This is a genomic window from Rhodococcus ruber NBRC 15591 (assembly GCF_001894945.1).
Classification (GTDB): Bacteria; Actinomycetota; Actinomycetes; order Mycobacteriales; family Mycobacteriaceae; genus Rhodococcus; species Rhodococcus ruber.
This window is the reverse complement of the sequence record NZ_BCXE01000036.1, coordinates 65675-90982: the sequence shown is the minus strand read 5'-3', so window position 1 is coordinate 90982 and position 25308 is coordinate 65675. Positions and strand designations below refer to the sequence as shown.

Annotated in this window: 27 protein-coding genes; 15 read left to right on the top strand and 12 right to left on the bottom strand. The window is 68.2% G+C overall.

The features are described 5' to 3' along the window. The first annotated feature begins 132 nt into the window (after positions 1–132). Positions 133–609, top strand: coding sequence for an Lrp/AsnC family transcriptional regulator (locus RR3_RS21900; protein WP_048773687.1), 477 nt, complete (start codon positions 133–135; stop codon positions 607–609). 11 nt (positions 610–620) lie between these two features. Here the strand turns inward: RR3_RS21900 and RR3_RS21895 are convergent, their stop codons facing one another. The 5 genes from RR3_RS21895 to RR3_RS21875 form a co-directional block, all read right to left on the bottom strand. Further along, positions 621–1247, bottom strand: coding sequence for a malonic semialdehyde reductase (locus RR3_RS21895; RefSeq protein WP_017681849.1), 627 nt, complete (start codon positions 1245–1247; stop codon positions 621–623). An 8-nt stretch (positions 1248–1255) separates the two neighbouring features. Beyond that, complete coding sequence (locus RR3_RS21890; RefSeq protein ID WP_064065593.1) at positions 1256–3244, bottom strand: acetoacetate--CoA ligase; 1989 nt, start codon at positions 3242–3244, stop codon at positions 1256–1258. A gap of 96 nt (positions 3245–3340) precedes the next feature. After that, positions 3341–5107 carry an FAD-dependent oxidoreductase gene (locus RR3_RS21885; protein ID WP_064065594.1) on the bottom strand — a complete coding sequence of 589 codons (1767 nt, stop codon included), beginning with the start codon at positions 5105–5107 and terminating at the stop codon, positions 3341–3343. Beyond that, positions 5100–5990 (bottom strand): fumarylacetoacetate hydrolase family protein, encoded by an 891-nt coding sequence (locus RR3_RS21880; RefSeq protein WP_048773657.1) that lies wholly within the window; start codon positions 5988–5990, stop codon positions 5100–5102. The genes RR3_RS21885 and RR3_RS21880 overlap by 8 nt, the downstream gene beginning before the upstream one ends. 55 nt (positions 5991–6045) lie before the next feature. Further along, positions 6046–6618 carry a VOC family protein gene (locus RR3_RS21875; RefSeq protein WP_064065595.1) on the bottom strand — a complete coding sequence of 191 codons (573 nt, stop codon included), beginning with the start codon at positions 6616–6618 and terminating at the stop codon, positions 6046–6048. A 306-nt stretch (positions 6619–6924) separates the two neighbouring features. Here RR3_RS21875 and RR3_RS21870 point away from each other — a divergent pair, with 306 nt between their 5' ends. The 6 genes from RR3_RS21870 to RR3_RS21845 all read left to right on the top strand — a co-directional run bounded on the left by RR3_RS21870 (position 6925) and on the right by RR3_RS21845 (position 13282). Beyond that, positions 6925–8199 (top strand): PucR family transcriptional regulator, encoded by a 1275-nt coding sequence (locus tag RR3_RS21870; RefSeq protein ID WP_026138031.1) that lies wholly within the window; start codon positions 6925–6927, stop codon positions 8197–8199. 252 nt (positions 8200–8451) lie between these two features. Then, a complete protein-coding gene (locus tag RR3_RS21865; RefSeq protein WP_017681855.1) occupies positions 8452–8904 on the top strand; it encodes a flavin reductase family protein in 453 nt (150 codons plus the stop codon). Positions 8905–8983: 79 nt separating this feature from the next. Further along, a complete protein-coding gene (locus RR3_RS21860; RefSeq protein WP_017681856.1) occupies positions 8984–9625 on the top strand; it encodes a 3,4-dihydroxy-2-butanone-4-phosphate synthase in 642 nt (213 codons plus the stop codon). Between the two features lie 120 nt (positions 9626–9745). Then, complete coding sequence (locus RR3_RS21855; RefSeq protein ID WP_017681857.1) at positions 9746–10909, top strand: acyl-CoA dehydrogenase family protein; 1164 nt, start codon at positions 9746–9748, stop codon at positions 10907–10909. Between the two features lie 77 nt (positions 10910–10986). Then, positions 10987–11376, top strand: a complete 390-nt coding sequence (locus RR3_RS21850; protein ID WP_017681858.1) for a nuclear transport factor 2 family protein — start codon at positions 10987–10989, stop codon at positions 11374–11376. 142 nt (positions 11377–11518) lie between these two features. Then, positions 11519–13282, top strand: coding sequence for an FAD-dependent monooxygenase (locus RR3_RS21845; protein WP_082900261.1), 1764 nt, complete (start codon positions 11519–11521; stop codon positions 13280–13282). On the opposite strand, the gene RR3_RS21840 is transcribed toward RR3_RS21845, so the two are convergent. Continuing rightward, the gene (locus RR3_RS21840) at positions 13251–13643 is read right to left on the bottom strand and encodes an SPW repeat domain-containing protein (RefSeq protein WP_064065596.1); all 393 of its coding nucleotides are present in this window, start codon (positions 13641–13643) and stop codon (positions 13251–13253) included. The two genes, RR3_RS21845 and RR3_RS21840, sit on opposite strands and share 32 nt — an antisense overlap. Positions 13644–13744: 101 nt before the next feature. Here RR3_RS21840 and RR3_RS21835 point away from each other — a divergent pair, with 101 nt between their 5' ends. Then, on the top strand, positions 13745–14320 hold the full coding sequence (locus RR3_RS21835) for a TetR/AcrR family transcriptional regulator (RefSeq protein WP_064065597.1): 576 nt from the start codon (positions 13745–13747) through the stop codon (positions 14318–14320). 73 nt (positions 14321–14393) lie between these two features. Here the strand turns inward: RR3_RS21835 and RR3_RS21830 are convergent, their stop codons facing one another. From RR3_RS21830 to couN, 3 genes are read right to left on the bottom strand one after another with little or no spacing between them, the layout of a single operon-like run. Then, complete coding sequence (locus RR3_RS21830; protein WP_064065598.1) at positions 14394–14873, bottom strand: MaoC family dehydratase; 480 nt, start codon at positions 14871–14873, stop codon at positions 14394–14396. Between the two features lie 14 nt (positions 14874–14887). Continuing rightward, on the bottom strand, positions 14888–15778 hold the full coding sequence (gene couO, locus RR3_RS21825) for a 4-hydroxyphenyl-beta-ketoacyl-CoA hydrolase (RefSeq protein WP_064065599.1): 891 nt from the start codon (positions 15776–15778) through the stop codon (positions 14888–14890). Next, entirely contained in the window at positions 15775–16686 is a 912-nt protein-coding gene (gene couN / locus RR3_RS21820) for a 4-hydroxyphenyl-beta-hydroxyacyl-CoA dehydrogenase (protein ID WP_010594965.1), read from the bottom strand. The genes couO and couN overlap by 4 nt, the downstream gene beginning before the upstream one ends. Before the next feature lie 115 nt (positions 16687–16801). On the opposite strand from couN, the gene RR3_RS21815 reads away from it, so the two are divergent. After that, entirely contained in the window at positions 16802–17251 is a 450-nt protein-coding gene (locus RR3_RS21815; protein ID WP_010594966.1) for a MarR family winged helix-turn-helix transcriptional regulator, read from the top strand. A gap of 305 nt (positions 17252–17556) precedes the next feature. On the opposite strand, the gene RR3_RS21810 is transcribed toward RR3_RS21815, so the two are convergent. Next, positions 17557–19158, bottom strand: coding sequence for an AMP-binding protein (locus tag RR3_RS21810; protein ID WP_064066511.1), 1602 nt, complete (start codon positions 19156–19158; stop codon positions 17557–17559). A gap of 314 nt (positions 19159–19472) precedes the next feature. Between RR3_RS21810 and RR3_RS21805 the strand changes: the two genes are divergently transcribed. Continuing rightward, positions 19473–19838, top strand: a complete 366-nt coding sequence (locus RR3_RS21805) for an HNH endonuclease (RefSeq protein WP_010594968.1) — start codon at positions 19473–19475, stop codon at positions 19836–19838. 39 nt (positions 19839–19877) lie between these two features. Here the strand turns inward: RR3_RS21805 and RR3_RS21800 are convergent, their stop codons facing one another. After that, complete coding sequence (locus tag RR3_RS21800) at positions 19878–20441, bottom strand: TetR/AcrR family transcriptional regulator (RefSeq protein WP_010594969.1); 564 nt, start codon at positions 20439–20441, stop codon at positions 19878–19880. Positions 20442–20557: 116 nt separating this feature from the next. Here RR3_RS21800 and RR3_RS21795 point away from each other — a divergent pair, with 116 nt between their 5' ends. The 3 genes from RR3_RS21795 (at position 20558) to RR3_RS21785 (ending at position 22973) form a co-directional block, all read left to right on the top strand. Beyond that, positions 20558–21799: an oxygenase MpaB family protein gene (locus RR3_RS21795; protein WP_040273621.1), complete on the top strand. Its 1242-nt coding sequence runs from the start codon at positions 20558–20560 to the stop codon at positions 21797–21799. A gap of 126 nt (positions 21800–21925) precedes the next feature. Beyond that, entirely contained in the window at positions 21926–22474 is a 549-nt protein-coding gene (locus RR3_RS21790; protein WP_230831725.1) for a GNAT family N-acetyltransferase, read from the top strand. A 91-nt stretch (positions 22475–22565) separates the two neighbouring features. Continuing rightward, the gene (locus RR3_RS21785; RefSeq protein WP_010594972.1) at positions 22566–22973 is read left to right on the top strand and encodes a hypothetical protein; all 408 of its coding nucleotides are present in this window, start codon (positions 22566–22568) and stop codon (positions 22971–22973) included. A 13-nt stretch (positions 22974–22986) separates the two neighbouring features. Here RR3_RS21785 and RR3_RS21780 read toward each other — a convergent pair whose 3' ends face one another. Next, entirely contained in the window at positions 22987–23667 is a 681-nt protein-coding gene (locus RR3_RS21780; RefSeq protein ID WP_010594973.1) for an NUDIX hydrolase, read from the bottom strand. Between the two features lie 67 nt (positions 23668–23734). Between RR3_RS21780 and RR3_RS21775 the strand changes: the two genes are divergently transcribed. Beyond that, the gene (locus RR3_RS21775; RefSeq protein WP_029540077.1) at positions 23735–24733 is read left to right on the top strand and encodes an ADP-ribosylglycohydrolase family protein; all 999 of its coding nucleotides are present in this window, start codon (positions 23735–23737) and stop codon (positions 24731–24733) included. After that, on the top strand, positions 24730–25239 hold the full coding sequence (locus tag RR3_RS21770) for an O-acetyl-ADP-ribose deacetylase (protein WP_010594975.1): 510 nt from the start codon (positions 24730–24732) through the stop codon (positions 25237–25239). The genes RR3_RS21775 and RR3_RS21770 overlap by 4 nt, the downstream gene beginning before the upstream one ends. Positions 25240–25308 lie beyond the last annotated feature (69 nt).

Below are 25308 nucleotides of genomic sequence, written 5' to 3'. Positions count from 1 at the left end.
GTCTGGGAGGCTGCCCGACCTGCGGGGTGTGACAACAGTCCACCAGTGGGTGTCTGTTTGCGCAATACTGGAACCGAAAATTGAGCATTATGCACCCCGCCGGCGGGTGTGGACGAGAGGGAGGTGGGCACTGTGCCAAGCACACACCGAGCCGACCGGATAGACGCGCGAATCCTGACCGCCCTGTCCGACGACCCGCGTGCCACTGTGATGGCCATAGCAGAACGAACAGGTCTGTCCCGCAACACCGTTCAAGCACGCCTGAGCAAGCTCGACGAGGCGGGGGCGCTGCGCTCGTTCGAACGCCGCGTCGACCCGGCCATCCTCGGGTATCCGCTGCAGGCGTACGTGCTCACCAACGTCACCCAGCGCAAACTCGACCGCGTCGGAGCCGCACTCGACGCGATACCCGAGGTCCTCGAAGTGCACGGCCTCAGCGGTGTCGCCGACCTGCTCGTCCACGTCGCGGCCCGGGACGCCGACGATCTGTATCGCATCGCCGGGGACATCTTGAACATCAAGGGCGTCAAACGCACCACCACGGCCCTGGTGATGCGCGAAATGGTGGACTACCGGGTGCGGCCACTGCTCGACACCCTCGCGGAGTAAGCAATCCACGATCACTCCCAGCGCAGGCACTCGCTGTGCTCGAGCCGCGGAAGCCGCTCGAACCACGGGTTCTCACCGGGGTGTCCGATGTTGACGACCAGCAGCGACCGCCACTGCCCGTCGGGGAAGAAGTCCGCATCGAGGGCGGCGGCGTCGAAGCCGCTCATCGGCCCGGCCGCGAGACCGCGAGCCCGCACGGCGAGGATGAAGTAGCCGGCCTGTAGCGCCGCGTTCAGCTGGGCGGTGGCCGACCGGACTGCCTCGTTCGATTCGTAGAGCTGCCCGAGTTCGGGCTTGAACGGCAGCAGGGTGCCCATATGGTCGTGGAACCGGGTGTCCACGGCGAGAATCGCCGTGGCCGGAGCCGAAGCGGTCTTGGCCTTGTTGCCGTCGTTCATGTGGGTGACCAGACGATCGCGCCCGGATTCCTTGCGAACGAACACTGTTCGCAGCGGTTGCGTGTTCGCCCCCGTCGGTGCCCACCGCGCCAACTCCCAGATCTCGGTGAGCTGGTCGTCGGACACCGGGATGGGTGCGAAGGAGTTCGCGGTCCGCGCCGCGGTGAACAACGCCTCGAGTGCCCGTTCTTCGACAGGCTCGAGCCGGTGGGGTGCAGGGTTCTCTACGGTGTCGGTCACGGCAGTCCTCACTGATGTCGTGTCTGGCGAGAGCGGTGAAAGGCGTTGGCGTAGTCGATGTACCAGTCCAAGGCATCGGTATCGGCGACGGTGGCCCGGTTCAGTGCACTCTCCGGCGACGCCCCTTGGATGAGCTTCTTGATCGGCACCTCGAGGCGCTTGCCGGTGCGGGTGGTGGGTACGGCCGGGACGTCGATGATCTCGTCGGGCACGTGACGCGGTGAAACCTCGGTGCGGATGGTGGTGCGGATCTTGTCGACGAGGGCGTCGTCGAGGTCGTGACCGTCGTGGAGCACGACGAACAGGGGCATGTGGTAGCCGCCGTCGGGGAGTTCGGCGCCGATGACCAGGGCGTCGGCGATCTCGGGGAGGGCTTCGACAGCCTGGTAGATGTCGGCCGAGCCCATCCGCACACCGCCGCGGTTGATGGTCGAATCGGAGCGGCCGTGGATCCGGCAGCTGCCGTGGCCGGTGATGGTGATCCAGTCGCCGTGCCGCCACACTCCGGGGAAGGTGTCGAAGTACGCGTCGTGGTAGCGGTGACCGTCGGGGTCGTTCCAGAAGTAGATCGGCATCGACGGCATCGGCGCGGTGATGACCATCTCCCCGACCTCGTCGGTGACCGGCTCTCCGTCGGCATTCCAGGCCTCGACTGCGACACCGAGGCACGGCCCCTGCAGCTCGCCCGTGTACACCGGCTGGAGGGGATTGGCGCCGACGAACGCGGTGGCCACATCCGTCCCTCCGCTGTCGGAACCGAGGTGCACATCGGACGCGACCGCCTCGTACACCCAGGTCCAGGTGGACTCGGGCAGCGGGGAGCCGGTGCTCATGATCGACCGCAGCGAGCCGAGGTCGACGTCCGCACCCGGGGTGGCGCCGGCCTTCTCGCACAAGGTCAGGTAGGCGGCTCCGGTGCCGAAACGGGTGACGCGTTCCTTCCCGCAGATACGGAACAGGGTGTCCGGGCCGTCGGCGGTGGGGCTGCCGTCGTAGGTGACGATCGTCGCGCCGGTGACCATGGCGTCGACGAGCATGTTCCACACCACCCACGCGGTGCTGGCGGCGATGAACACCCGATCGGTGGGGCCGAGGTCGTAGTGCAGCGCGTTGGCCTTGAGGGATTCGAGCAGGATGCCGCCGTGCGAGTGCACGATGCCCTTGGGCAGTCCGGTGGTGCCGGAGCTGTAGAGAATCCACAGGGGATGGTCGAACGGCACCTGCTCGTACCGGGGCTCCGCGTCCCCGGTGATCAGCTCGGCGAAATCGAGGACACCGTCGGGAAGCGGTGTCGTGCTGTCGAGGGTGCGGACCAGGACGGTGTGCGCGACGGTGGGCAGCTGGGTCTGCAGCTCGGCGAGCAGGGCACGGCGGTCGACGGTCTTGTGGTTGAACCGGTAGCCGTCGATGCCGATGAGCACGGTCGGTTCGATCTGGGTGAACCGGTCCAGCAGTCCCTTGAGACCGAAGTCCGGGGCGCAGCACGACCACACCGCGCCGACGCTGGCCGCGGCGAGCACCGCGACCACCGTCGGCGCGATGTTCGGCAGCACCGCCGCGATCCGGTCGCCGGGACGCACCCCCATGGCGCGGAACTGTGCGGCGAGATTGGCGACCTGGGACACCAGCTGGGCCCGCCCGATCTCGGATCGGTGGCCGTTCTCGTCGAGCGAGACGATTGCCGGGCCGTCGGCGTCGATGTGCCGTAGCAGGTTCTCCGCCCAGTTCAGCCGCGCCCCGGGGAACCACTGCGCTCCGGGCATCCGAGGCTCGGCCAGGGCCACCGAGCCCGGGTTCGAGGCCGACACGTCGAAGTACTCCCAGATCGAGGACCAGAACCCGTCGAGGTCGGTGATCGACCAGTGCCACAGCGACCGGTAATCGGTGGTGCGCACGTTCTTTTCGGTGGCGAGCCAGCGCTGGTACCGCGACATCCGGCAGGCGGCGACCCGCTCGGCAGCGGGAGACCACAACAGTTCGGGCTCGGGACCGGACATCGGTGGGGGTTTCCTTTCGACTGGTCTGCCACCCCCGCGACCGACCGAGGCATGCGCTGGTGAGTGCGCGGGGTCGGTCGCCGGGACGGCGTCGATTCAGCGGGACAGGAGGGTGCCGACGGTGCGGGCGAGCTCGTCGGCAGGATCGGTGACGCGTTCGGCGCTGCGCCAGGCGACGTGGTTGTCGGGGCGGACCAGGATCGCGCCGTCTTCTGCGATCTCGCGCAGTTCGTTCCATCGGCCGGTGGGATCGGTGTAGTCGGCGCCGTCGGCGATCGTGACGACCTTGATACGGATCCCGAACTTCTTCTCGACCGTGTCGGCCGCGGTCACCCAGGCCTCGCTCTCGGCGCCGGTGACGAGCACGAAGGCGGTGTCGGTGCCGGTGAGGTCGTGGGTGGAGACCCGGCGGCCGTGGTGCTCGATCCAGGCGTGGGGAAGTCGGTGGCCGGGGCGGGTGGTGGGGAAGTACACGCTGCCCATCGGGTCCCGCGGCGGAGCGTCGCTGCCATCGGGCACCAGGGCGCCGTCCTGGTAGGCGAAGCCGATCTCGAGGTCGTGCGCCTGGAACTCGGTGCGCTGGGTGTTGGCGACCTCGAACGCCCGCGCCCGGCGGGTTTCGCCCATCGGGGTGTCGGAGAAGAAGTCGCGGAACACCTGGGTGCGAACCTCGAGAGGCTGATCGGGGCTCAGCCCGAGGCCGGCGTCGATGACCATGTGGTTGAGGAAGGTGAACATGGCCCAGTCGACGTTGCGCATGCCCACCGGGCGCCGTTCCGGTTCGTAGGTGTCGAGCAGCGCGGGGGAGGCGTCCCCCCGCAGGACGGCGGCGAGTTTCCACACCAGGTTGTGGGCGTCCTGGATGGCGGTGTTGAGCCCGAGACCGGTGGTCGGGGGGTGCCGGTGGGCGGCGTCCCCGGCGAGGAAGATCCGGCCGACCTGGTACTTGTCGGCGAGGACCCCTTCGAGGATCCAGTGGCTGACCTTGTGCACCTTCGGTTCGAGGTCGGGCAGCTCGAGCAGTTCCCGCAGCCGGGGCACGATCGCCTCTTCGTCGAAGCGGTTGGGATCGTCCGGACGGAAGGTGAAGTGGATGACGAACTCTTCCGAATGCTTGCCCCAGGTCGGTCCCATCGCGGCCATGGCGCCGCTGTGCCACGAGCCGGCCCCTTCCGGGTTGACCAGCCAGGTGATCAGCACGTCGTCTTCCCAGTACTGCGACAGATCCGCGGTGAAATGGGTGCTGACCATGTCCAGGATCCCGGTCGGGCCTTCCAGCGTCACCCCCAGTTCGGGTCCGACGGTCTTGCCGCCGTCCGCGGCGACCAGGTACTGGGCGTGGACGGTGTAGGTCTGCTGCGTGTCCCGGTCGAGGATGACCGCATCGACGCCGTCGTCGTCCTGGGTGAACGAGACCAGTTCCCGGTGGAAGTGGATCGAGCCCGGTGCGCGCCGCTCGGCGTGCGCGCGCAGCAGCGGCTCGAGCCGCACCTGCGGGTAGTTGCTCGACAGGCACGGGCTGTCGTCGGCGTACTTGTTCTCGAGGCCCCCGCCTCCGAAGGAGTCGAGGGTGAACAGGGTGCGGCCGTCGAGTTCGCCGTCGCCGCCCAGGGAGGTCACCCAGCGGGTCTTGCCCATGTTCTTCGGCGGCGTGCCGACCTCGTAGATCGAGTCCGCGACGCCGTACTGCCGGAGCACCTCCATGGTGCGCTGGTTGAGGTAGTGCGCCTTCGGCAGCGGCGAGGTGCCGGTGTGCCGCTCGACGAGATGGTGGTCGATGCCGTGCTCGGACAGCAGGATCGAGGTGGTCAGGCCGCAGCCGCCGCCGCCGACGACGAGTACGGGAACGGTGATGTCAGACATGGTGCGTGCTCCTGGAAACTGTGGTGAGAGGGTGGGGGCGGCCGGTGGCGACGAAGCGGTGGCGCATCTCGCCGATACCCTCGGCGCGGCTGACGAGTTCGTCGTCGGTGCCGATGAGCCGTTTGGGCTCGCGGGTGAAGCCGATGCCCGCGGGGGTGCCGGTGAAGATCAGATCGCCGGGACGCAGCGGCACGATCGACGACAGGTAGGACACCAGGACCGGGATCGGGAAGATCAGATGCCGGGTGCGGGACTTCTGCATGAGTTCACCCGAGAGCACGGTGCTCACCTCGAGGTCGTCACGATCGGCGAACTCGTCGGGGGTGACCAGCACGGGGCCGATCGGCGCGAAGCCGGTGAAGGACTTGCCGAGGGCGAACTGCTGCGGCGGCGGTCCGGACAACTGCAGCTCGCGTTCGGAGAGGTCCTGACCGAGGGTGAGGCCGGCGACGTGGTCCCAGCCCTGCGAGACGGGAACGTGGCGGGCTTCCTTACCGATGACCGCGACGAGTTCGACCTCGAAGTCCACCGAGCCGCCGGGGTGTTCGATGGTGTCGTACGGCCCGGTGATCGCGGCGGGGAACTTCGTGAACACGAAGGGCGCATCGGGCAATTCGAGACCGGATTCCTCGACGTGATCGGCGTAGTTCACGCCGACGGCGAAGATCTGGCCCGGCCGGGGAACCGGAGCGTGCAGCTCCGATTCGATCACCGAAGCAGCATCGGAGAAGTCCACTGTCCGGGCCCACGAGACGAACTCGTCCCAGCGCTCGAAGATCTGCTGGGGATCTGCGGAGAAGCGCCCGGCGCTGGCGGTTTCGACGTCGACGCCGCGTCCGTCCGCGACGAGGGTGAGCCGGCCGGATTGATTTGCCACACGCATGAGAACGAGTCCTTCGAGAGACGATCGAGTGTCGGTATCGGTAGAGACCGTCGGGTCAGCTGGTGAGCGCGACCATCGGATCGGGCAGATGGGGGCTGGTCTCGAGAGCCCAGGCATGGGTGGTGATCTCCGAGACCGGGGTGCCCATCGCGAGCGCCTCACGCATCAACTCGGGGACGAACGACACACCGACGGGGTTGTTGCCGTATTCCGGCCCGTGCATGTACTCGGTCGCCTCCTCCGGGGTGGCGAAGTTGTCGATCTGCAGTTCGACGAAATTTCCGTCCGGGTCCTGGTAGTACAGCGACGTGGTCACCCCGTGCTGGATCGGCACCTTCGGTTCGATCCCCTCGGCCTTGAGCCTGTCGTAGCGGTCGAGCAGATCCTGCAGGGTGTCGAAGGTGTAGGCGGTGTGGTGCATGCCGGCGGCTCCGGGGTTGCGCGGCGCCAGTTCGACGGGGGCGCCGAGCAGAGCAACGCGGTGATGCTCCTCGTCGAAGGTGATGAAGCACAGGCCGTGGCCCTCGTAGACCACGTGAGCGTCGAGGACGGCGCAGTACCAGTCCCGCATCTCGTCGAAACGACTGGTCTGCAGCACAACGTGAGCGAACTTCGGTGTGGAGGTCATCGGTGTCTCCTTCGGAGCTGAACGTGGTCGTCGGTGCGAGACCTCGGGCGAATCCGGGCGGACCGCCACGGGGGCCGCTCCGGGCAACAGCGTGCTCAGGACGGGAACGCTGCCGTCTGGGGAAGCGACGGCGCTGCCGGGACGGGTTCGTGGTGTGGTCTCTGTCATGTGATCTGTTGCACAATTCCATCCGATGTCGCCTTGTGCGGCTACGGGCTGGAAGCCAAGAAATCCGGACAGAGTTGGTCTGGAGCCCAATAGAGTCGTGTGCTCACCGTGCTCGGCCCGGATCGGAAGGATGCCGAAGTGCCGCATTGGACATATGAGCTCTCGGGAGCACGTGCACCCCAGCCCGAGGGCGAGTGGCTGAGCCCGGATGCCGAGCGCGTCAGGGAGGCTCTCGGGGACGGGGCGGTGACCTGGGCGGTCGAGGTCGGTCAGGACATCGCCGCCAGGATTGCCCGGAAGATTCCGGCCCTGGCGGACGAGGCGGCTGTCATGGTGGCCATCCGTCGAGCCACCACCTCCACCGCACTGCGCGCACTGATGATGGTGGCCGGTCTCGGCGAGTCCGACACGACGCTGGCGAGTGCCGAGGTCGACGAGATCGCCCGGGACTTCGCCCGACGAGGTATGGAGCTCGACGACCTGCTGCGTACCATTCGCGTGGGGTACGCCGTCCTGGCCGCGGCCTTTCTCGACGCGGCGACTCTCTTGCTTCCGCCCACGGAGAGCAGTGCCGAACTCCGGCGGATCTCGGTGTTGCTCTTCGAGGTGCACGACGACTTCACGGCCGGGGCGGCCTCCGCTTTCATCGCAGAGCAAAGCGTCTGGGCCGCGGGGGTGTCTGCGGCCCGATTCGATCTGGTGAACCAGATCCTGGGAGCCGAGGATGTCGATCGGGTCCACGCCGAGAAGGTTCTCGGCTATCCGCTCGCCGGCCCCCACATTGCGCTCGTCGCGTGGGGCGGACCGCACTCCACCCAGGATCTGCGCACCGTCGTCGACACCGTCCTGCGGGAGCGAGGCACCGCGTCGGCCTCGTTGGTACTACCGGTCGGGCTCCAGACGGTATGGGCGTGGGGAACCGTGCGCCCCGGGAGTTCGCCGCACCGGGGTGCCCTCCCCACGTTCGACGACGTGTTCGTCACGGTAGGGGAGACGGGGGTCGGGGTGGAGGGCTTCCGTCGAAGCCATGCCGAAGCCAAGGCGGTCGAACGACTGATCCGCCTTCACCCGGGCCGGGGTCCCTGCACCGTGGCCCACGAACACGTCGCACTCGAGGTGTTGCTCCTGTCGGATCCGGACGCGGCAGACCAGTTCGCGTCGCGGCTGCTGGGCCCGCTCGCGCAGCGCGAACCTCGCATGGCGGAGCTTCGGTCGACGCTGCGCCGCTATCTCGACATGGATCACAGTCTGTCCAAGGTGGCTGCGGCAGAGCATATCTCGAAGAACACGGTGACCTATCGCGTGCACAAGGCGTTGAATCTGTGTGGTCATTCGGGGGAGACGACCACCGACCTGCGTGCGGCGCTCCGCATTCACGAGTGGCTTCGCGGAGATCCGCTCGCCCGAGAGTAGCGCTCGGCAGTACCGGCATCCTGCGTCTGCAGTTTGGTCTGGAAACCAAGGTTGGTGCGCAACCTTAGGCTGCGCACCAATGCGCAAGGCGCAACCCGTGCGGTCTACTTGTGTCCTAGAACACAGCCGGCCACCGTGGTGAGAGCAGTCGAAGCGGGTCCCGGCGCCCCATCCTCCAGGCCCGCGGCATGTCCCGCGGTCGATCGAAGGACACGTCCGTTGACTTCGCTCCAGGAAACTTTCAAGAACGTGATGGCGCACGTAGCCACCCCCGTCGCCGTCGCAACCTCCATGAACGGCGGGCTGCCCGTCGGCACCACCGTCAGCGCCTTCCTCTCGCTGTCGATGAACCCTCCGATGGTCCTCGTCTCCCTCGACCGGGGGTCCGAAACCCTCGAACTCGTCACCGAGTCGCGCAGGTTCGGCCTGAACATCCTGTCCAGTGACCAACACAGCGCCGCCCTGAAATTCGCCACCAAGAACGGCCTCGGCAAGTTCCACGGGGTTCGCTGGGACATCGACCACGACCTGCCCCGGATCACCGGTGCGGCCGGATGGGTAGCTTGCACCGTCGAACGGATCCTCGAAGGCGGCGACCACATGATCGTGCTGGGCAATGTCGTCGCCGCCGAGCAGCACGACAGCGACCCCCTCACCTATCACCGCCGCACCTTCGGCACCCACTGCGCGCTGGAAATGGTGTAACCGGACAGTTCCGGTCGGCAGCGTCTATCGCTTCTGCCCCTGTTCCCCAGCGCCGAACACCCTCGAGGAGAGGAAAGTCATGACCGCCTCCGTTGCATACGCCGCTGACCCGCGGACCCTGTGGTCGACTGCAGCCGAGGGCATGCGCGCCCTGGCACGAGGCGAACTGATCATCCTGCGGCACGGTGCTCGTCTCGTGCTCGTCGGGTGTGCAGGCACCGTGACCACCGAGCAGATGGCCTTCGTCATTCGACACAGCACGGGATTCGTCCAAGTGGCCCTCCACGAGCGGGACTGCGACCGGCTCGGTCTGCCCGAAGCCACTCCGAGTTCGCGCGCGCCGTCGGCATGCGCATACGGCCAATGTGTTGCCGTCGACGCTTCGGCCGGAGTCACCACCGGCATCTCCGGGGCAGATCGGGCTCGCACCGCCCGGGTGCTCGCGGATCCGCGCTCGAGCGTCGACGACCTCAGCAGGCCCGGGCATCTCGTCCCCGTCCGGGTGGATCCGCGTGTCCTGTGCGAGCGACGGACGGTCGCCGCCTGCGCGCTTGCGCTGACCGATCTGGCACGGCCGGAATACTCCGGTGCGGTCTTCGCCGAACTCGACGGCATCGGCGACCCGGTGAACACCGCAGGTCCCCACGACGCCGAAGCACTGGCCGACAGCTACGGCCTCACCCTCGTAGCACCCGACGAGTATCACGAACGCTCACACTGACCACCGACTTCGTCCGAATCCATTCCGATCCAGTCGATTTCGCGCACCCGAGGTGTGCGGTGCCGGAGTGGGTCAGCTCTCTGCGATCAATTCGACCACCCATCCCGAAGCGAGGAAACCATGGACATCACCGCCGATCAACTGATGAGCCGCGTCAACGACCTGGTGCCGGTCTTGGCCGAACGCGCCCAGAAAACCGAGGAGAACCGGGCGCCGCTCGACGAGACGATCACCGACCTGATCGACTCGGGGATCCTGGCGACGCTGACACCGAAAGCGTACGGCGGGCTCGAGCTCGGTCTCGATGTCGCAGCGGACATCGTTCGCGCCATCAGCGCCGTGTGCCCGTCGACGGGGTGGGTCACGTCCTTCTACATCGGCGCGGCATGGCGGGTGAACATCTTCACCGAGCAGGCACAGCGAGAGGTGTTCGCGGACAAGCCCTACACCCTCACCGCCGGCACTGCCGCTCCACTGCGCGGAGTGCAGAAGGTCGAGGGCGGCTACCGGATCACCGGTCAGACCGCCTGGAACTCCGGCTCCGCTCACGCCGAATGGTTCACCTTCGCCGGAGTTTCCCTCGAGGAGGGTCGCCCGCCGGCGCCCTTGTGGTTCCTCGTTCCTCGCAGTGAGGTCGAGATCCACGACACCTGGTACATCTCCGGCATGGCCGGGACCGCCAGCAACGACGTCTCCGTCGAGGACGTGTTCGTCCCCGACTACCGGACCGGTCCGTTCGACCTCGCCCTCGCCGGCGCGGCGCCGGGCATGCTGCTCCACGACAACCCGATGTACCACCTGCCGTTCCTGCCCTTCGCGATGGCGGAGGTGACGCCCGTCGTCGTCGGGGCCATGCGGGGAGCGACGAACGCCTTCATCGACCGCACCCGTCAGCGGCAGGGAACATTGAGCCAGGAGAAGGCTGCCGGCAAGCAGGCCGCCCAGATGCGGCTCGGCCGTGCCCTTGCCGCGGCGGACGCCGCCGAGACTCTCCTGCGCGCCTTCTTCGAACGCCTCACCGCACAGCGTCCCGAGCAGTCGGATCCGCAGGATCGGGCCGAAATGAAACTGAAGGCGGCGTACATGACCGACCTGTGCCGCAATGCACTCAACGACATCGTGCGCGGCATCGGCGGCGACGGATTCCGCACCGCCTCACCGATCCAGCGCTTCCATCGTGACCTCAGCGTCCTGGCGGTGCATGCCTTCCTCGACATCGACACCGCGTCGGAAACGATGGGTCGCTTCACCCTCGACCTCCCCGTCGCCGACCCGCTGCTCTGACACACCCGGATCGGTCTCCGACATGCCCTCCAGGTGCGCGACGTACGAGCACCTCCACCGCAACGGAAGTGAACGCCATGACCTCGGACACGACCTCCCCCGATGCCACCGCCCTCGAGATCACCCGTAGCCTTCTCCATGCTGCCGACACCGACATCGCCCGATTCTTCGGCTACTTCTCCACGGACTGCCACTTCCGCATGGGGAACAACGACCCGGTCGAAGGAAGCGAGGCGATCCAGCAGTGGGTGGCGTCCTACCTGGGATCGGTCGCCGGAATGCAGCACGTCATCCTCGAACAGTGGTGCGCCGGCAACGTCACCGCCCTGCGCGTGGACGTCACGTACACGATGAACGACGGCACCACGTTCACCCTTCCTGCGGTCACCCGCACCCGCATCGAGGACGGGAAGGTGACCGAGTACCTGATCTTCATGGATCCCAGCCCGGTCGTCGCCGCGCGCTGACACCGGGAGGCGGCTGCCGCCGCGGACCTACCGGTGGCAGCCACCCGACTCGGTGACGCCACCTCGTCCCACCCTGCGCATCCCACACGCCCGGTCGTACTCCACGGCCGCGTACGGGCGGAACACCTCGAAAGGAATCGTCATGAGCCATCCCACAAGTCGCGAGCCGGAACAGGATTCGGTGCGCCCCGGGCCGTCGTCGACGGACGTCGCTGCGGCGATCGATGTGTCGTCGCGGCGACCGGTGGTGATTTCCGGCGCGGGCCCGGTGGGGATGATTCTCGCGCTCGAACTCAGCCTGCACGGGATCCGCAGCACCCTGGTCGAACAGGCTCCGCAGACGACCCGCTTTCCGAAGATGGACCTGACGAATGCGCGCAGCATGGAGCTTCTCGACCGGCTCGGTCTCGTCGACGACATCCGTTCGGTCGGCGTCGCCCCGGAGCACTCGCACGATGTCGTCTTCTGCACCTCGATGGCAGGCCGGCAGGTGGGCCGCTGGAAGTACCCCGCCGTCGACGAGATGTCCGAGTGGATCGCGTCCAGGAACGACGGCACCACACCGGCGCACGCCTGGCAGCGGGTCACCCAGATCGAGGTCGAGAAGCTGCTCATGCGCCGCTGTCTCGCGGACGAGAACATCGAGGTGCTCCGGCCCGGGCGCGTCACCGCCGTCACCCAGGACGACGGCGGTGCCCGGATCGAGATCACCTCCCCGGTCAACGGCACCGTCCACACACTCGCGGCGGACTACGTCGTCGGATGTGACGGCGCCGCCTCGGTCGTGCGGCGCGCCATGGGGCTGACCATGGAGGGCGAGCGCGGCGTCATCACGTTCTGCCAGGTGCATTTCAAGTCCCGGGATCTCGAAACCCTGCACGCGCACGGCCAGTTCTGGCACACCTTCTTCGTCGGCGGCGGAGTCGGCGCGATCATCGCCCAGGACGAACGCGACACGTGGACGCTGCAGACCAGCGCCATCACCGACGGTGTGCGGACCGAAGACATCGACAAGCAGGAACTGCTGGACGCGGTCTGCGGCCGGCACCTCGACGTCGACGAGGTCCTGCAGAGCAGTGTGTGGCACGCGAACGTACTCGTCGCCGACCGGTACCGCCTCGGTCGGCTGTTCGTCGCCGGCGACGCCGCCCACGAGGTCATCCCCACCGGCGGATACGGACTGAACACCGGCATCGCCGACGCCGTCAACCTCGGATGGAAGCTCGCCGCAGTCCTCCAGGGATACGGCGGCAACGACCTTCTCGACAGCTACGAAACCGAGCGCCGACCGGTTGCCGTCATGGCCCGGGACTGGTCGTTCCGCCATCTCGGCGTCCACGTCGAAGCCCAGCAGCTCGTCGACCCAGAACTCGTCGAAGCCGACACCACCGAAGCAGACGAGCACCGGCACGCCCTGGAGGAGTACTTCGCTTCCCACACCGGTGAGCACGAGAGCTTCGGCGTGGAAATGGGGTATGTCTACGCCTCGCCGGTGATCGTCCGGGACGACCGTGCGGTTCCCGACAACGACGGTTCGACCTACATCCCCACCACTCTTCCCGGCGCACGCGCACCGCACGTGCGGCTGCCGGACGGCCGGTCCATGCTCGACGCCTACCGCGACACGTTCACGATCGTCAGCTTCGTCGGCGAGGACGCCGCGACGGAACTGGTCGATGCTGCAGCCGCGGTGAACATGCCCATTCAGGTTCTCGCCGTGGACGACGCCACGGTGCGCGCCGTCTACGAGGCCGATCTCGTACTCGTGCGGCCGGACGGTCACGTGGCGTGGCGCGGAAACAGCATTCCCGAGGATGTGTCCGTGCTGATCGGGGCGGTCACCGGTCGAGTGGACACTTCCGCGTGCTTGGCCACTACTTCCGGTCGAGGACCACAGTTTCCGTGATCGGGGACCGTCCCTGGGTCGACGCCGTGACGTCGGCGAACTCGTCGGCGAGGTAGGCGCTGCTGCCGACGAGCATGATGAGCGCACCCGCGATCCACGCGGTCCAGGCTGCTCCGTCGCCGGCGAACTGTCCGATCCAGGGCGAGATGAACAGGATCAGGCCGACGACGGACAGGGACCAGTGGTCCTTGGTGGGGTCGCGGGCGATCAGCGACCACAGGGCGTAGATCGCGGCGATGGCCCCCAGTCCGAGGGTGACGCCGGAGCCGACGGCGGTGGTGTCGAACCACACCGACGCGGTCATGGTGGCGATGCCCAGGATCAGGGCGATCGCTCCGGCGAACGAGTTCGAGATCTTCATGTGCGCACCTCTCTTCGAATCGCTACATGTTGCGTAGCTACAGAGAGTGTAGCGCTGTTGTAGGATGATCGTCGAAGTCGGGACGGCGGACGGAGGGGTGCATGCGGTCGGGTGAGGGCACTGCGGTCGGTGAGGGCACTGCCACGCCGGAGGAACGCATCGCCGACGCCGTGCTCGAGCTGCTGCGTCGCAAGGGGCCTAGGGCGGTGACGATCGAGGCCGTGGCCGCACACACGGGCATGGCCCGCACCACCATCTACCGTCGCTACCGCGACCGGGACGAGATGCTCACCGCGGTGATGGAACCGATCGCGCAACCGTCGCCTCCCGCACCGGATGCCACCGCGCAGCAGGTGCTGACGTGGCTGACCGAGCAGTCCCTGCGTTCGGTCGACGGCGGTGTGGGCTTCGGGGGTCTCGCCGCGCTGGTGACCGATGCGGATCCCGCGTTCACCGATCTCATCCGCTCGGTGCTCGTGCGACACCGCCGCACCTTGACGGAGGTCGTGCGGCGCCACATCGCCCGGGGGACCGTGCGGACCGACCTCGACGTCGAGACCTTCCTCGACTGCATCGTCGGCGCCTACTTCGCGGAACGGGCGCGCAGTGGCGGCATCGCCGCCGACTGGAACGAACGGGTCGCGCAGACGTTGCTGCCCGCGTTCGTCCGGCCGTGAGGCGGCCTGGAACGAGCGAATGTGCCCTTCAGCCGACAGAAGGTCACATTCGCTCGGTTGCAGGCAACGGGCGCTACTCGAACATGCGGTAGACCGCCTCGACGACGACGGCGGGCCGCTCGCTGCCCTCGAGCTCGATCATGCCGTCGATCGTGATCTGGACGCCGCCCTTCGGCAGCTTCTCGAGCGACTTCAGCGTCGCGTCGAGGCGGACCTTGCCGCCGGCGGGCACGGGACTGGTGAAGCGGACCTTGTTCAGGCCGTAGTTGACGGCCATGGTGACACTGTCGACCTTCAGGACCTCGCTCCACATCGGGATGATCAGGGAGAGCGTCAGGTAACCGTGGGCGATGGGACCGCCGAACGGGCTCTCCTTCTTCGCCCGCTCGACGTCGAGGTGGATCCACTGATGATCGTCGGTGGCGTCGGCGAAGGTCTGGATCCGGTCCTGCTCGATCGCCATCCACGAGCTGACGCCGAGCGGTTGCCCGACGAGTGCCTCGAGGTCGGCCAAGGTGGCGACGTGGGTGATGGAGGTGGCGGGGACGGTCATGGGGCCTCCTGTGCTCAGCGCTTGATGCCGAGAACGCGCAGTGCGTTCTGCTTGAAGATCATCGGTGCGATGTCGGGTTTGATGTCGAGAGTGGCGAAATCGTTGCGCCATCGATCCACTTGGATGACGGGGAAGTCGGAGCCGAACAGCACCTTGCGGCGCAGCATCGTGTTCGCGGCCTTGACCAGTTGCGGCGGGAAGTACTTCGGCGACCAACCGGAGAGGTCGATGTAGACGTTCGCCTTGTGGGTGGCGATGGAGATCTGCGCGTCGACCCACGGTACCGCGGGATGGGCCATGACGATGGTCAGGTCGGGGAAGTCGGCGGCGACGTCGTCGAGCAGCATGGGGTCGGAGTAGCGCAGCTTGATGCCGTGCCCGCCGGGCAGTCCGGCGCCGATGCCGGTCTGGCCGGTGTGGAACAGGGCGGGCACGCCGGCCTCGACGAGGGCCTCGTAGAGGGGGTAGAACTGCCGGTCGTTCGGCTCGAAGCCCTGCATGCTGGGGTGGAACTTGAAGCCCTTGACGCCGTACTCGTCGACCAGGCGGCGCGCCCGTTTCACAGCGGCCTTGCCCTGCAACGGGTCGACGGAGCCGAAGGGGATGAGCACGTCGTTGTGGGTGGTGGCGAGCTCGGCGATCTCCTCGACCGAGTTGGGGGCGTGGCCGGTGGCGGACCGGGCATCGACGGTGAACACGACGGCGGCCATGTTCCGCTGCCGGTAGTGCTCGGCGATGGAGTCGATGGTGGGGGTGCGTTCCTCGCCGGACTTGAAGTACTTCTCCGAGGCGGCCATCAGTTCGTCGTCCATGGAGCGGTGTCCGCAGCCGTCGATCTCGACGTGGGTGTGGATGTCGATCGCCTCGATCGCCTCGAAGTCGATCCCGTATTCGTAGCGGCTCACTTGGCGAGCACCTCCTCGGGGAATTCCTCGCCGACGGACTCGACGCGGTCGGCGAACACGATGGGCCACTGCGCGGCCACGTCGTCGGCGGAGAAGCCGCCGTCGTGGAAGGCGGTGGCGGTCAGCTGCGGATGCGACCACAGCGCCAGGCGGTCGCCGCCGACGGAGAACGCCTGCCCGGTGATGTCGGCGGCGTCGTCGGAGGCGAGGAAGGCGATCAGGCCGGCGACGTCCTGCGGGGTGCCCATGCCGACCTCGCGGCGGATCACCGCGGGCAGCTCGCCGGTCTGCTTCATCTGCTCGATGTAGGGCGCGAAGATCGGCACGGTCTCGGTCATCGCGGTGACGGCGACGGGGCACACCGCGTTGGCGGTGATCCCGGCGCGCTGCAGTTCCATCGCCCAGGTGCGGACCATCCCGACCACCGCGGCCTTGGCGCCGGAGTAGTTGGTCTGCCCGAAGTTGCCGCGCTGCCCGGCCGGGGATCCGATGGCGATGATGCGCCCGCCCTCGCCCTGCTCACGGAAGCGCAGTACGGCCTCGCGCACGCACGTGAAGGTGCCGCGCAAGTGCACGTCGATCACGGCGTCGAAGTCGTCGTCGGTCATCTTCCACAGCACCTTGTCACGCAGGATGCCCGCATTGGTCACCATCACGTCGAGGCGGCCGAAGTGCTCGACCGCGGCGGCGACGAGTTTTCGAGCCGTCTCGGTGGGACCGACGGGGGCGACGACGGCGACGGCGCGTCCGCCCGCGGCGGTGATCGTCGCGACGGCGGCATCGGCGGTGCCCCGGTCGACGTCGTTGATCACGACCGCGGCGCCGTGACGTGCCAGCTCGGCGGCGTAGGCGAGGCCGAGGCCCTGCCCGCTACCGGTGACGACGGCGACTTTGTTGCTGAGGTCCACGAGATCCTCCGTTGCTCGAGCTGATGAACTCCCAATCACATAGGAACATCTACTATTGAGAATGTCAACGATTGAGGAACTGTTATCCTGAGGGTCGCGACGAAAGGCTCTCGGAATGGAACGTCGACGCGTCCTCGAGGACGACCTGGGATTTCTGCTGACGCGTGCCAGTGCGATGGTGGTGCGATCGGTGAACGAGGCTCTCGCCCCACTCGGGCTGCGGGTGCGCCCCTACACGGTGCTCTCCCTCGCGTGCGACGAACCCTCCGGTGTGGCGCAGCGCCGCATCGCCGCGGACATGGGACTCGACCCCAGCCAGATCGTCGCGATCGTCGACGAACTCGAGAACCGGAATCTGGTCGCCCGCACCGCCGACCCGGGCGACCGGCGCAACAAACTCGTCGTCGCCACCGACGAGGGACGAAAGCTGTGCGACGAAGCGCGCCGGCTCAGCGAGGAGGTGTCGGACCGGCACTTCGCCGGCGTGGACCCGGCTCTTCTCGCCGAAATGCGCACTGTGCTCGGCCGCATGGTTTTTCCCGAGTCGGTGAACGCCGCCCGCTGACCGCGCGCTCGTCCACGGGCGCGGTCGGGGCGTCCGGGGTGTGGAGTTGTCGACCCATCGAGGGTCGGCAGGGTATCGGCAGCCTGACGAGCTGGCTGAGGTGAGGGCCGGGTGCGGTGGCGTAGGGCAGACCGGCCTCGGCGCAGTCGAGCCGAAATCGGTCGAGCACGTCCACGCTGCCGTCGGAACAGCGGGTAGCCGGCCTCGAGCAGTCGGAGGTGCCGAAACCGGTGCCGACGGCACAGCCGCGAACCGGACCGTTCAGGCCGGCGGTGTCGAACGCAGCGACGGAGTCGAAGTAGTGGTCACAGGCCCTCCGTCGCGACGAGGTGCTCGACGACGCGGCGCAGTCGCCCGCGGTCGATCTTGCTGTTGTGCCGCGGGTCGGTCGGTAGCGCGGTGGACAGGTGCACCGGGGTGGGCCGTGGCAAGTGCAGCCGCTGGGCGAGGATTGCCATGGTGCCGAGGTCGACGGCGCGAGGATCCTCGTCGTGGGGAAAGACGTAGAACAGGCGGTCGAGATCCTCGAGATACACCACTGCGCTGAGCAGGAACCCGGTGACCATGTTCCACATCTGTTCGAGCGCATCGGGATGGATCGGGCCGTGTGGGGAGTCGACGACGTCCTTTCTGCGGCACAGGTACCACACCAGACCCGAGGAGTCGATGTAGCCGAAATCGCCTGTGCGGTGCCATATCTCACCGGTTCGCGTATCGCGCAGTTTGGCGGTGCGCACGGCGTCGTCGCGGTGGAAGTAGGTGGTGCTCACCCGAGCGCCGGAAACGACGATCTCGCCGGTCCTGTCGGCAGGGAGGCCGTCGAGCGCTACGTCGAAGTGCGGCCCCTCGAACTGCGATTCGACGACAGCGACGTCCATGTCCGCGGGCGGCCGCCCGAGCGGGGTGCCCATGCCGGTCCAGGTTCCGAGCTTCGAACGGTACACGTGCTCGTCGGCGCCGATCAGGGTGATCGGCATCAACACTTCGGTGCTCGCATACGGCACCACGACCTCGGCCGGGGCGAGCCTGTCCTGCATGCGTTCGACCAGCCGGGCGCCGATGGCCGACCCCGCGGTGGCCACCCGTCGCAACGCCGGGGCGGGCAGGTGATGCTGATCCATATGGGTGATCAGGCGATGCCACACCAGTGGCGAAGCGAACAGGTAGTCGCTGCCGGAGACGGCCAGCTGCTGGTAGAACGCGGCGACGTCGAGGCGAGCGGGTTGGACGGTGGCCAGGTCCGGCAACACCACGCGTCGGCCCATGGCCACGGCCACCAGAGCCAGGTGTGGAAACAGGCAGAACTCGGAGGAGATCTCGTCGCTGCGGTAGTAGCGCATCTGCGAGGCGAGCTCGCGCGAGGTCCACGGCACTCCCTTGGGGATGCCCGTGGTTCCGCTGGTGTAGAGCAGCAGCACGGTATCGGCGATGTCCCACTGCATTTCGCTCCGACTCGGGTCGGGCAGAACCGTACCGAGACGAGCGCTGTCGAAGCCGGTGCTCGTCGGGGTGCAGACGATGCCGTCGTAGAGATCCGCTCCGGGGCAGGGCAGTTCGGAGACCCACACCGGCGCATCGAGGTCGGCAAGGCACGCGGCCAGCGTGTCGGGGGGCTGGTTGGGGTCGAGGAACGCGGGGACTGCTCCTACCAGGAATACGCCGTAGCAGTATGCGATCAGCTCGACGCTCAGCGGCAGCGTCACCACCACGTTGTCGCCTGGCCGTACACCCAGCTGGTGCAGGTGTGTCCGTGCGGACTCGGCCGCGTGCTGGATGTCGGAAAAAGCGTGCTGCGACGACGAGCGCAGATCGGTCACCGCGATCCGATCGGGGCGCTCGACGCATGAAGTGGCCAGCCCGTCCAGCAGTGCATGTCCGGACGTGACGACGGTGTGGCGAGAATGCATGACCCCCCTTGATGGAACCGAACTTGCACAACGACGTGATGCACGGGGGAGACTGCTCGTGAAACCGTCCAGTTCCCGAATGCTCGTTCGGACGCCTCGAATGTCGTATCCCCCCGGAACCCCACCCGCGCAAGATGGTACGGTGCGGAGAACGCGAATGTCTGCCGGATGAAAGTGATCTCCGCCACGGGGTGTCCCGGCGCCACTTCTGCAAGCGCCTGTGATCCCTGAGCGAACGGGACGACAACGCTCGCCCTGCATCGTGGTCCGCGGGGGCACTGGCGCTCGGGGAGCGACTCGGTCACGATCGACAGGTGGACCGCGCCGCCAGACTCACGCTCGCCGTCGAACGACAGGACGATTGCTGCCTGTGGTGTGGCCGACGGTTCGGACCGTTGATTCCGCCGACCACCGAACATCTCGTGCCACGAGTCAAGGGCGGTCCCAGCATCGCGGCCAACGAGGCCGCCGCGTGCCGGCGGTGCAACGCCGACCGCGGTCACCGGGGTCCGGTCGAGTGGCTCGCCGAGTGCCGGAACCGGCGCGGCTGGGCCCCGCAGGCGAGCCTGCTCGCGACGCTCCTGAACGCGCTGGACCTCGAACTCGCCAGCGCGGGTGGGCATCGCCGCGCCCGGCGATACCTGGCCGGCCAGCTGCGACGCTGCCGGAGCAACTGCTGAGGCGTGCGGACAGATCGTCGGGAAGGATACGGGCGGCGCTCAGTCCAGAATCTCCTTGAGATAGGCGGTGATCATGGCCGTCAGCTGGTCCGCGACCACCTCCGGCTCGATCGGTGGCTGATCGAGCACGTAACCGACCGCGACGTTCTCGACGGTGCGGACGAGCATCCACGCGATGGCGTCGGGATGCTCGATCCGGCGCCGGCCGGGATTGAAGCGCAGCCACATGGCCAGCAGCGCGTCGATGCGGTGCTCGAACGCGACCAGCCGGCTGTCCGGCGTGCGGGGGAGTTGCTCGACGAGCACGCGCAGCAGCCGGGGGTTCTCGCCGAGTGCCTCGAGGAGTACGCGCATGTTGGTCCGCACCGATTCGGTCCAGGTGGGGGCGTCGAGCGCATCGGTGAACACGTGCGAAATGCGAGCCTGAACCTCCTCGGTCCACCGGTCGACGACTTCGGCCACGATGGCGTCCTTGCCGGGGAAGTACTGGTACAGCGAGCCGGGGCTGATACCGGCGGCGGCGGCGATCCGGTTGGTGGAGGCGCCCTCGTATCCGTGGGTGAGCAGGACCTCCCGGCCGGCGGTCACGATGCGCTCGACCATCGCCTGGGAGCGGCGTTGCCGTGGCACCCGGCGCAGCCGGCTCTGCTCCGCCGGCCTCATCGGCGCCCCCCGGACGCGAATTGAACGCGAGTATTTGCTCGTGTCAGCATCGGCTCATGGTGGCACACGAGATTCGACAGGACGCGCAGGCGGCCCGCTACCCGCGCCGGTACGCGGGCATCCGGCCCAGGAACCAGCGCATCGGACGCCCACTGCGCGCCTACGCGCGGATCGGCGCCGTCGACGAGGAACTGCTCGATCGGATCGGCCGCCGGATGTTCGCCCGGGACGAGGTGGGCGCCGATCTGGTGCGCGCGATGCGCCGCCCCCGGACGGACGCCGAACGGGTGAGCATGGCGCAGTTCCATCGGGCGCTCGAGCACGGCATCGACGCGGTGCCGGAGGCCCCGGAGGCGCTGCGACGGTTCTTCGCCGTGGTCGACGACGTCCCGGAGTGGGTGGACTTCGACCTGCTGGAGAAGGGCGCCCGGGCCTTTCGCAGGATGGGCCGCAGCCGCATCGACGTGCTGCTCCAGTTGTCGCTCATCGGTGGCTATCGGTTCGGCGGGCCGCCGGATCTGCTCGTCGAGACCGGGGGCCTGACCGGCTCGACCGCAATGCGGCGCCTCGGCGAAACGCAGAAATGGGGAACCGCGGTCGGCGAGCCAGGCGGGATGCGCAGGAACGGTGAGGGATTCAAGCTCACCGTGCACGTGCGCGCGATGCATGCGCTGATCAACCACCAGTTCGAGACCAACGGCCGATGGGACGTCGAGCGCTGGGGTCTGCCGATCAACCAGACCGACCAGGCGGCAACTCTCGGGTTGTTCAACGGCACGCTGTTGCTCGGCATGCGGGCACTCGGGTACTTCGTCACCCGTGAGGAGTCGCGGGCGGTGATGCACCTGTGGAAGTACGTCGGATGGCTCATGGGAATCGACGAGGACTGGCTGTTCGACACCGAACGCGAGCAGCACGTGTTCAACTACCACGTGCTGCTGGTGCAGGACGACGTCACGCCCGCGGGTGCCGCGTTGTCCGGGGCCCTCGTGGAGGGCCAGCGGACCCTCGACCACGGCAGGTTCGGGGACGTGCGCGGCCGGTACGAGCGGCAGCGCCTGCTGAGTATGCTTCGGTACTTCCTCGGCACGCAGAGCCTGCGGGAGCTGGATCTGCCCGTCACCTCGGCCTGGGCCGTTCCTCCGGTGCTGGTCAAGAACGTCGTCGCCTCCACGGTGGTGGCCCGCACACGCACCGGCAGGCGGTTCCTCGAGCGGGCCGGCGACCGGGCCGCCCGGCGCGAACTCGCCTCGAAGTTCGGGGCGTCGAGGCCGGCCGTCGGCGCGCTGCCCGGCTGAGCGTCCGCCCCTCGGAAGCCGGAACGGTCGCGTCGTCGCGGTCGGCTAGGCTTGTTCCGGCAAGCCGGACCGCCGGTCCCTCCGCGGTTGCGGGCCGCGGTCGTCGAGAAAATTGGGTGAAAGACGTTGACGGACTCTGGGGAACTGAGTATCGGGCCGCTGGTGCGCCCGGCCGACGGCAGTGACGACACCGCCAAGGTGGTCGCCGACCTCGTCAATTCCGTCTATGCCGTTGCCGAGGACGGCATGTGGCCGGAGGGGGCCACCCGGACCTCGGCGACCGAGATCGCCGAACTTGCCGGTGCCGGTCAGCTCTTCGTCGCCTCGCTCGGCGACCGGATCGTGGGCTGCGTGAAGGTGGTGCAACTCGATGCCCGCACCGCCGAGTTCGGGATGCTCGCTGCCGACCCGGAGGTGCGGGGTGCAGGCATCGGCCGTGCCCTGGTGCGGTTCGCCGAATCCCACGCGGCGCGGCTCGGGAACGAGATCATGCAGCTCGAGATCATCCAGCCCAAAGACTTCGAGCACCCGTCGAAGGTGTTCCTGTCGCAGTGGTATCCGCGAATGGGATACGTGCCGGTGCGGACGGAGGACCCCGAGGTCATGTACCCCGAACTGGTTCCGCTGCTCGCCGTTCCGTGCGACGTCGTCGTGTACCACAAGCGGCTCGGCTGACCGGTTCCGAATCTTCCGTCTCCGCGTGGTGCCCGCTGCCGGCGGGCACCACGTGCTTCGATGGTCGGGACGAGTACCGCGAGGAGGCGAGATGACGAGCAACCGTATCGGCCGCCGTGCCCGGCGAGCGGGAGCGACGCTGCTGCTGGCGGCCGCCGCAGTCTTCGGCGCATCCGGCCCGGCGTCGGCGCAGGACCAGTGGCCCGAGATTCCGTCCTATCCGACACCGATGATGCCGTACGAGACCAAGGACTTCCTGACTCCTGCGGACCTGGACTACTGGAATCCGCTGGTGAACCGGAATCGGCTCACGTCACCGTTCGGCACCGGCACCCGGATCGTCTGCGTCGGCTTCCACGGCGTGACCACCGACTGTTGGCAGGCCGATCAGAACGGGCAGCCGCACAAGCTGATCCGGCTGCCGGCCAACCTGCCGAACGTCACCGGTTCGAGTCTGCCGGGCGGCGGGCCCGGGCACTTCGTCTATCCGATCCTGTGACCCCGCGGCCGCCTCAGCCGGTGAACAACACCGCCGCCTGAGCCGGCAACCGGGCGCCGTCCTTGCGGCGGAACAGTTCCGCCGGCCGGCCGGTACCCGGACTCGACATGCGCCCGGTGCTGTCGAGAGCGTCGACGACGTGGCGGCGGAACGAGTCCTTCTGCAGTGGAAGACCGAACACCACCTCGTACAGCCGCCGCAGCTCGAGGACGGTGAACTCGTCGCCGAGCAGCCCGTCCGGATCGACACGCTGTGCGTAGCGCGCCCGCAGATCCGCCACGGCCGCCGCCACCATCTCGGCATGATCGAAAGCCAGCGGCTGGTCGGCCTTTCCGTCACGCACCACCACGAGGAGGGCGCGGGGCGGGAGATCCTCGTGGGGGACCGCCGCGGCATGGGCGATCGAGATCACCCATCCGCGCGGATCCCGGTCGGGGGCGTCGAACGCGCCGATCTGGTGGAATCGGATGCCGGCGAGGTTCGTCTTGTCGCGCAGCACGCGCCGGGCGGCGTCGGCGAGCCGTTCGCGTTCGCGGAGGAACGTGCCGGGCAGGGCCAGGGGGCCGTGGCCGTGCTCGACGGCCAGCACCCGGAGTTCGCCGTCGCAGTAGGTCAGCACGGCGACGTCCACCGCCGCCGACGGGTGCGGATAGTCGCCCAGCGTCCGGCCGGTCTCGTCCCTCCACTCGTTCACTCTTGCAGCTTAGCTCGGACATGATCTAAGCTGATAGCGCAGATTTGATCGAAGGGTGGGACGAGCGATGGCATTGACGACACGACAGTGCGACCGAGCGGTGGGGGTGCTGGTGGCGACGGCGGCCGGGGACGCCCTCGGCGCCGGCTACGAATTCACTCACCCCGCGGCGGACGCTGAGATCGGCATGGTCGGCGGCGGCGTGTTCGGGTGGGAACCGGGGGAGTGGACCGACGACACCGCGATGACCGTCGCCGTCGCCGAGGTCGCGGCCACGGGCGTCGACCTCGGCAGCGCCGCCGGTCTCGACGCGTTGGCCGCGCAGTTCGTGCGCTGGTTCGACTCGGACCCGAAGGACATCGGCAACCAGACCCGCGCGGTGCTCTCGCATCGTCCCGCCGGCGGCGCCGCGATGCAGGCCCGCGCCCGCGCCCTTCCCGGCCGCAAGGGCGGCAACGGCGCTCTCATGCGCACCGCCCCCGTCGCATTGTCCTGTCTCGGCGCGGGCGGGACGGACGTCGCGCTCGTCGCCGCGGGGGAGGTGGCCCGGCTGACCCACGACGACCCCCGGGTGGTCCAGGCCTGCCGGCTGTGGACGTACGCGATCCGCCACGCCGTCCTGCACGGCACCTTCGACGGTGTCCGCGGATACCTGCAGGTCTGCCCCGCCGACGTCGCCGAGTACTGGGGCCCGTTGCTCGATCGGGCCGAGCGCGGCTCGCCCGACGACTTCGCGAACAACGGATGGACCGTCCACGCGCTGCAGACCGCGTGGTGGGCGATCAGCACGACCGACGATTCCGACGCCGGGCACCTGCAGCGTGCCCTCGAGGCCGCGGTCCGCGCCGGCGGTGACACCGACACGACCGCCGCCATCGCGGGCGGACTGCTCGGCGCTCGCTGGGGCGCCTCGGCGGTCCCGGATCGTTGGCGGCGCATCCTGCACGGCTGGCCCGGGTACACCGCGCACGACCTGACCCGCCTGGCCACGGCGGCCGCCCGCAAGGGATACGGTCGTCCCGTCGCCGTCCCCGCTCGTCCCACCACGTTCCAGGAGCAGTCGTGACCCTCATCGACGTCGTCCACGGCGACATCACCGCCCAGCGCGTCGACGCGATCGTCAACGCCGCCAAGTCCTCCCTCCTCGGCGGCGGCGGCGTCGACGGCGCCATCCACCACGCCGGCGGTCCGGAGATCCTCGCCGCCTGCAAGGCCCTGCGCGCGACGACCCTGCCCAACGGTCTGGACGTCGGTGCGGCGGTGGCCACCACTGCCGGAAAACTCCCGGCGCGCTGGGTGATCCACACCGTCGGACCGCTCTACTCGCCCCACGAGGACCGCTCGCACCTGCTGCGGTCGGCCTACACCCGCAGTCTCGCCGTCGCCGACACCCTCGGCGCCCGCACCGTCGCGTTCCCGCTCATCTCCGCCGGTGCCTACGGCTGGCCGAGGGAGGACGCGATCCGGCAGGCGGTCACCGCGCTGACCTCCGCCCGCACCGCCGTCGAGATCGTCACGCTCGTCGCGTACGACCGGAGCGTCGCCGAACTGATGCGCCGCTCGTTGCCGTAGGACGCCGGCGCCGGTGACCGAATGTCACATGCGGTCGGTTGGATCGACCGCATGTGACATTCGGCCACA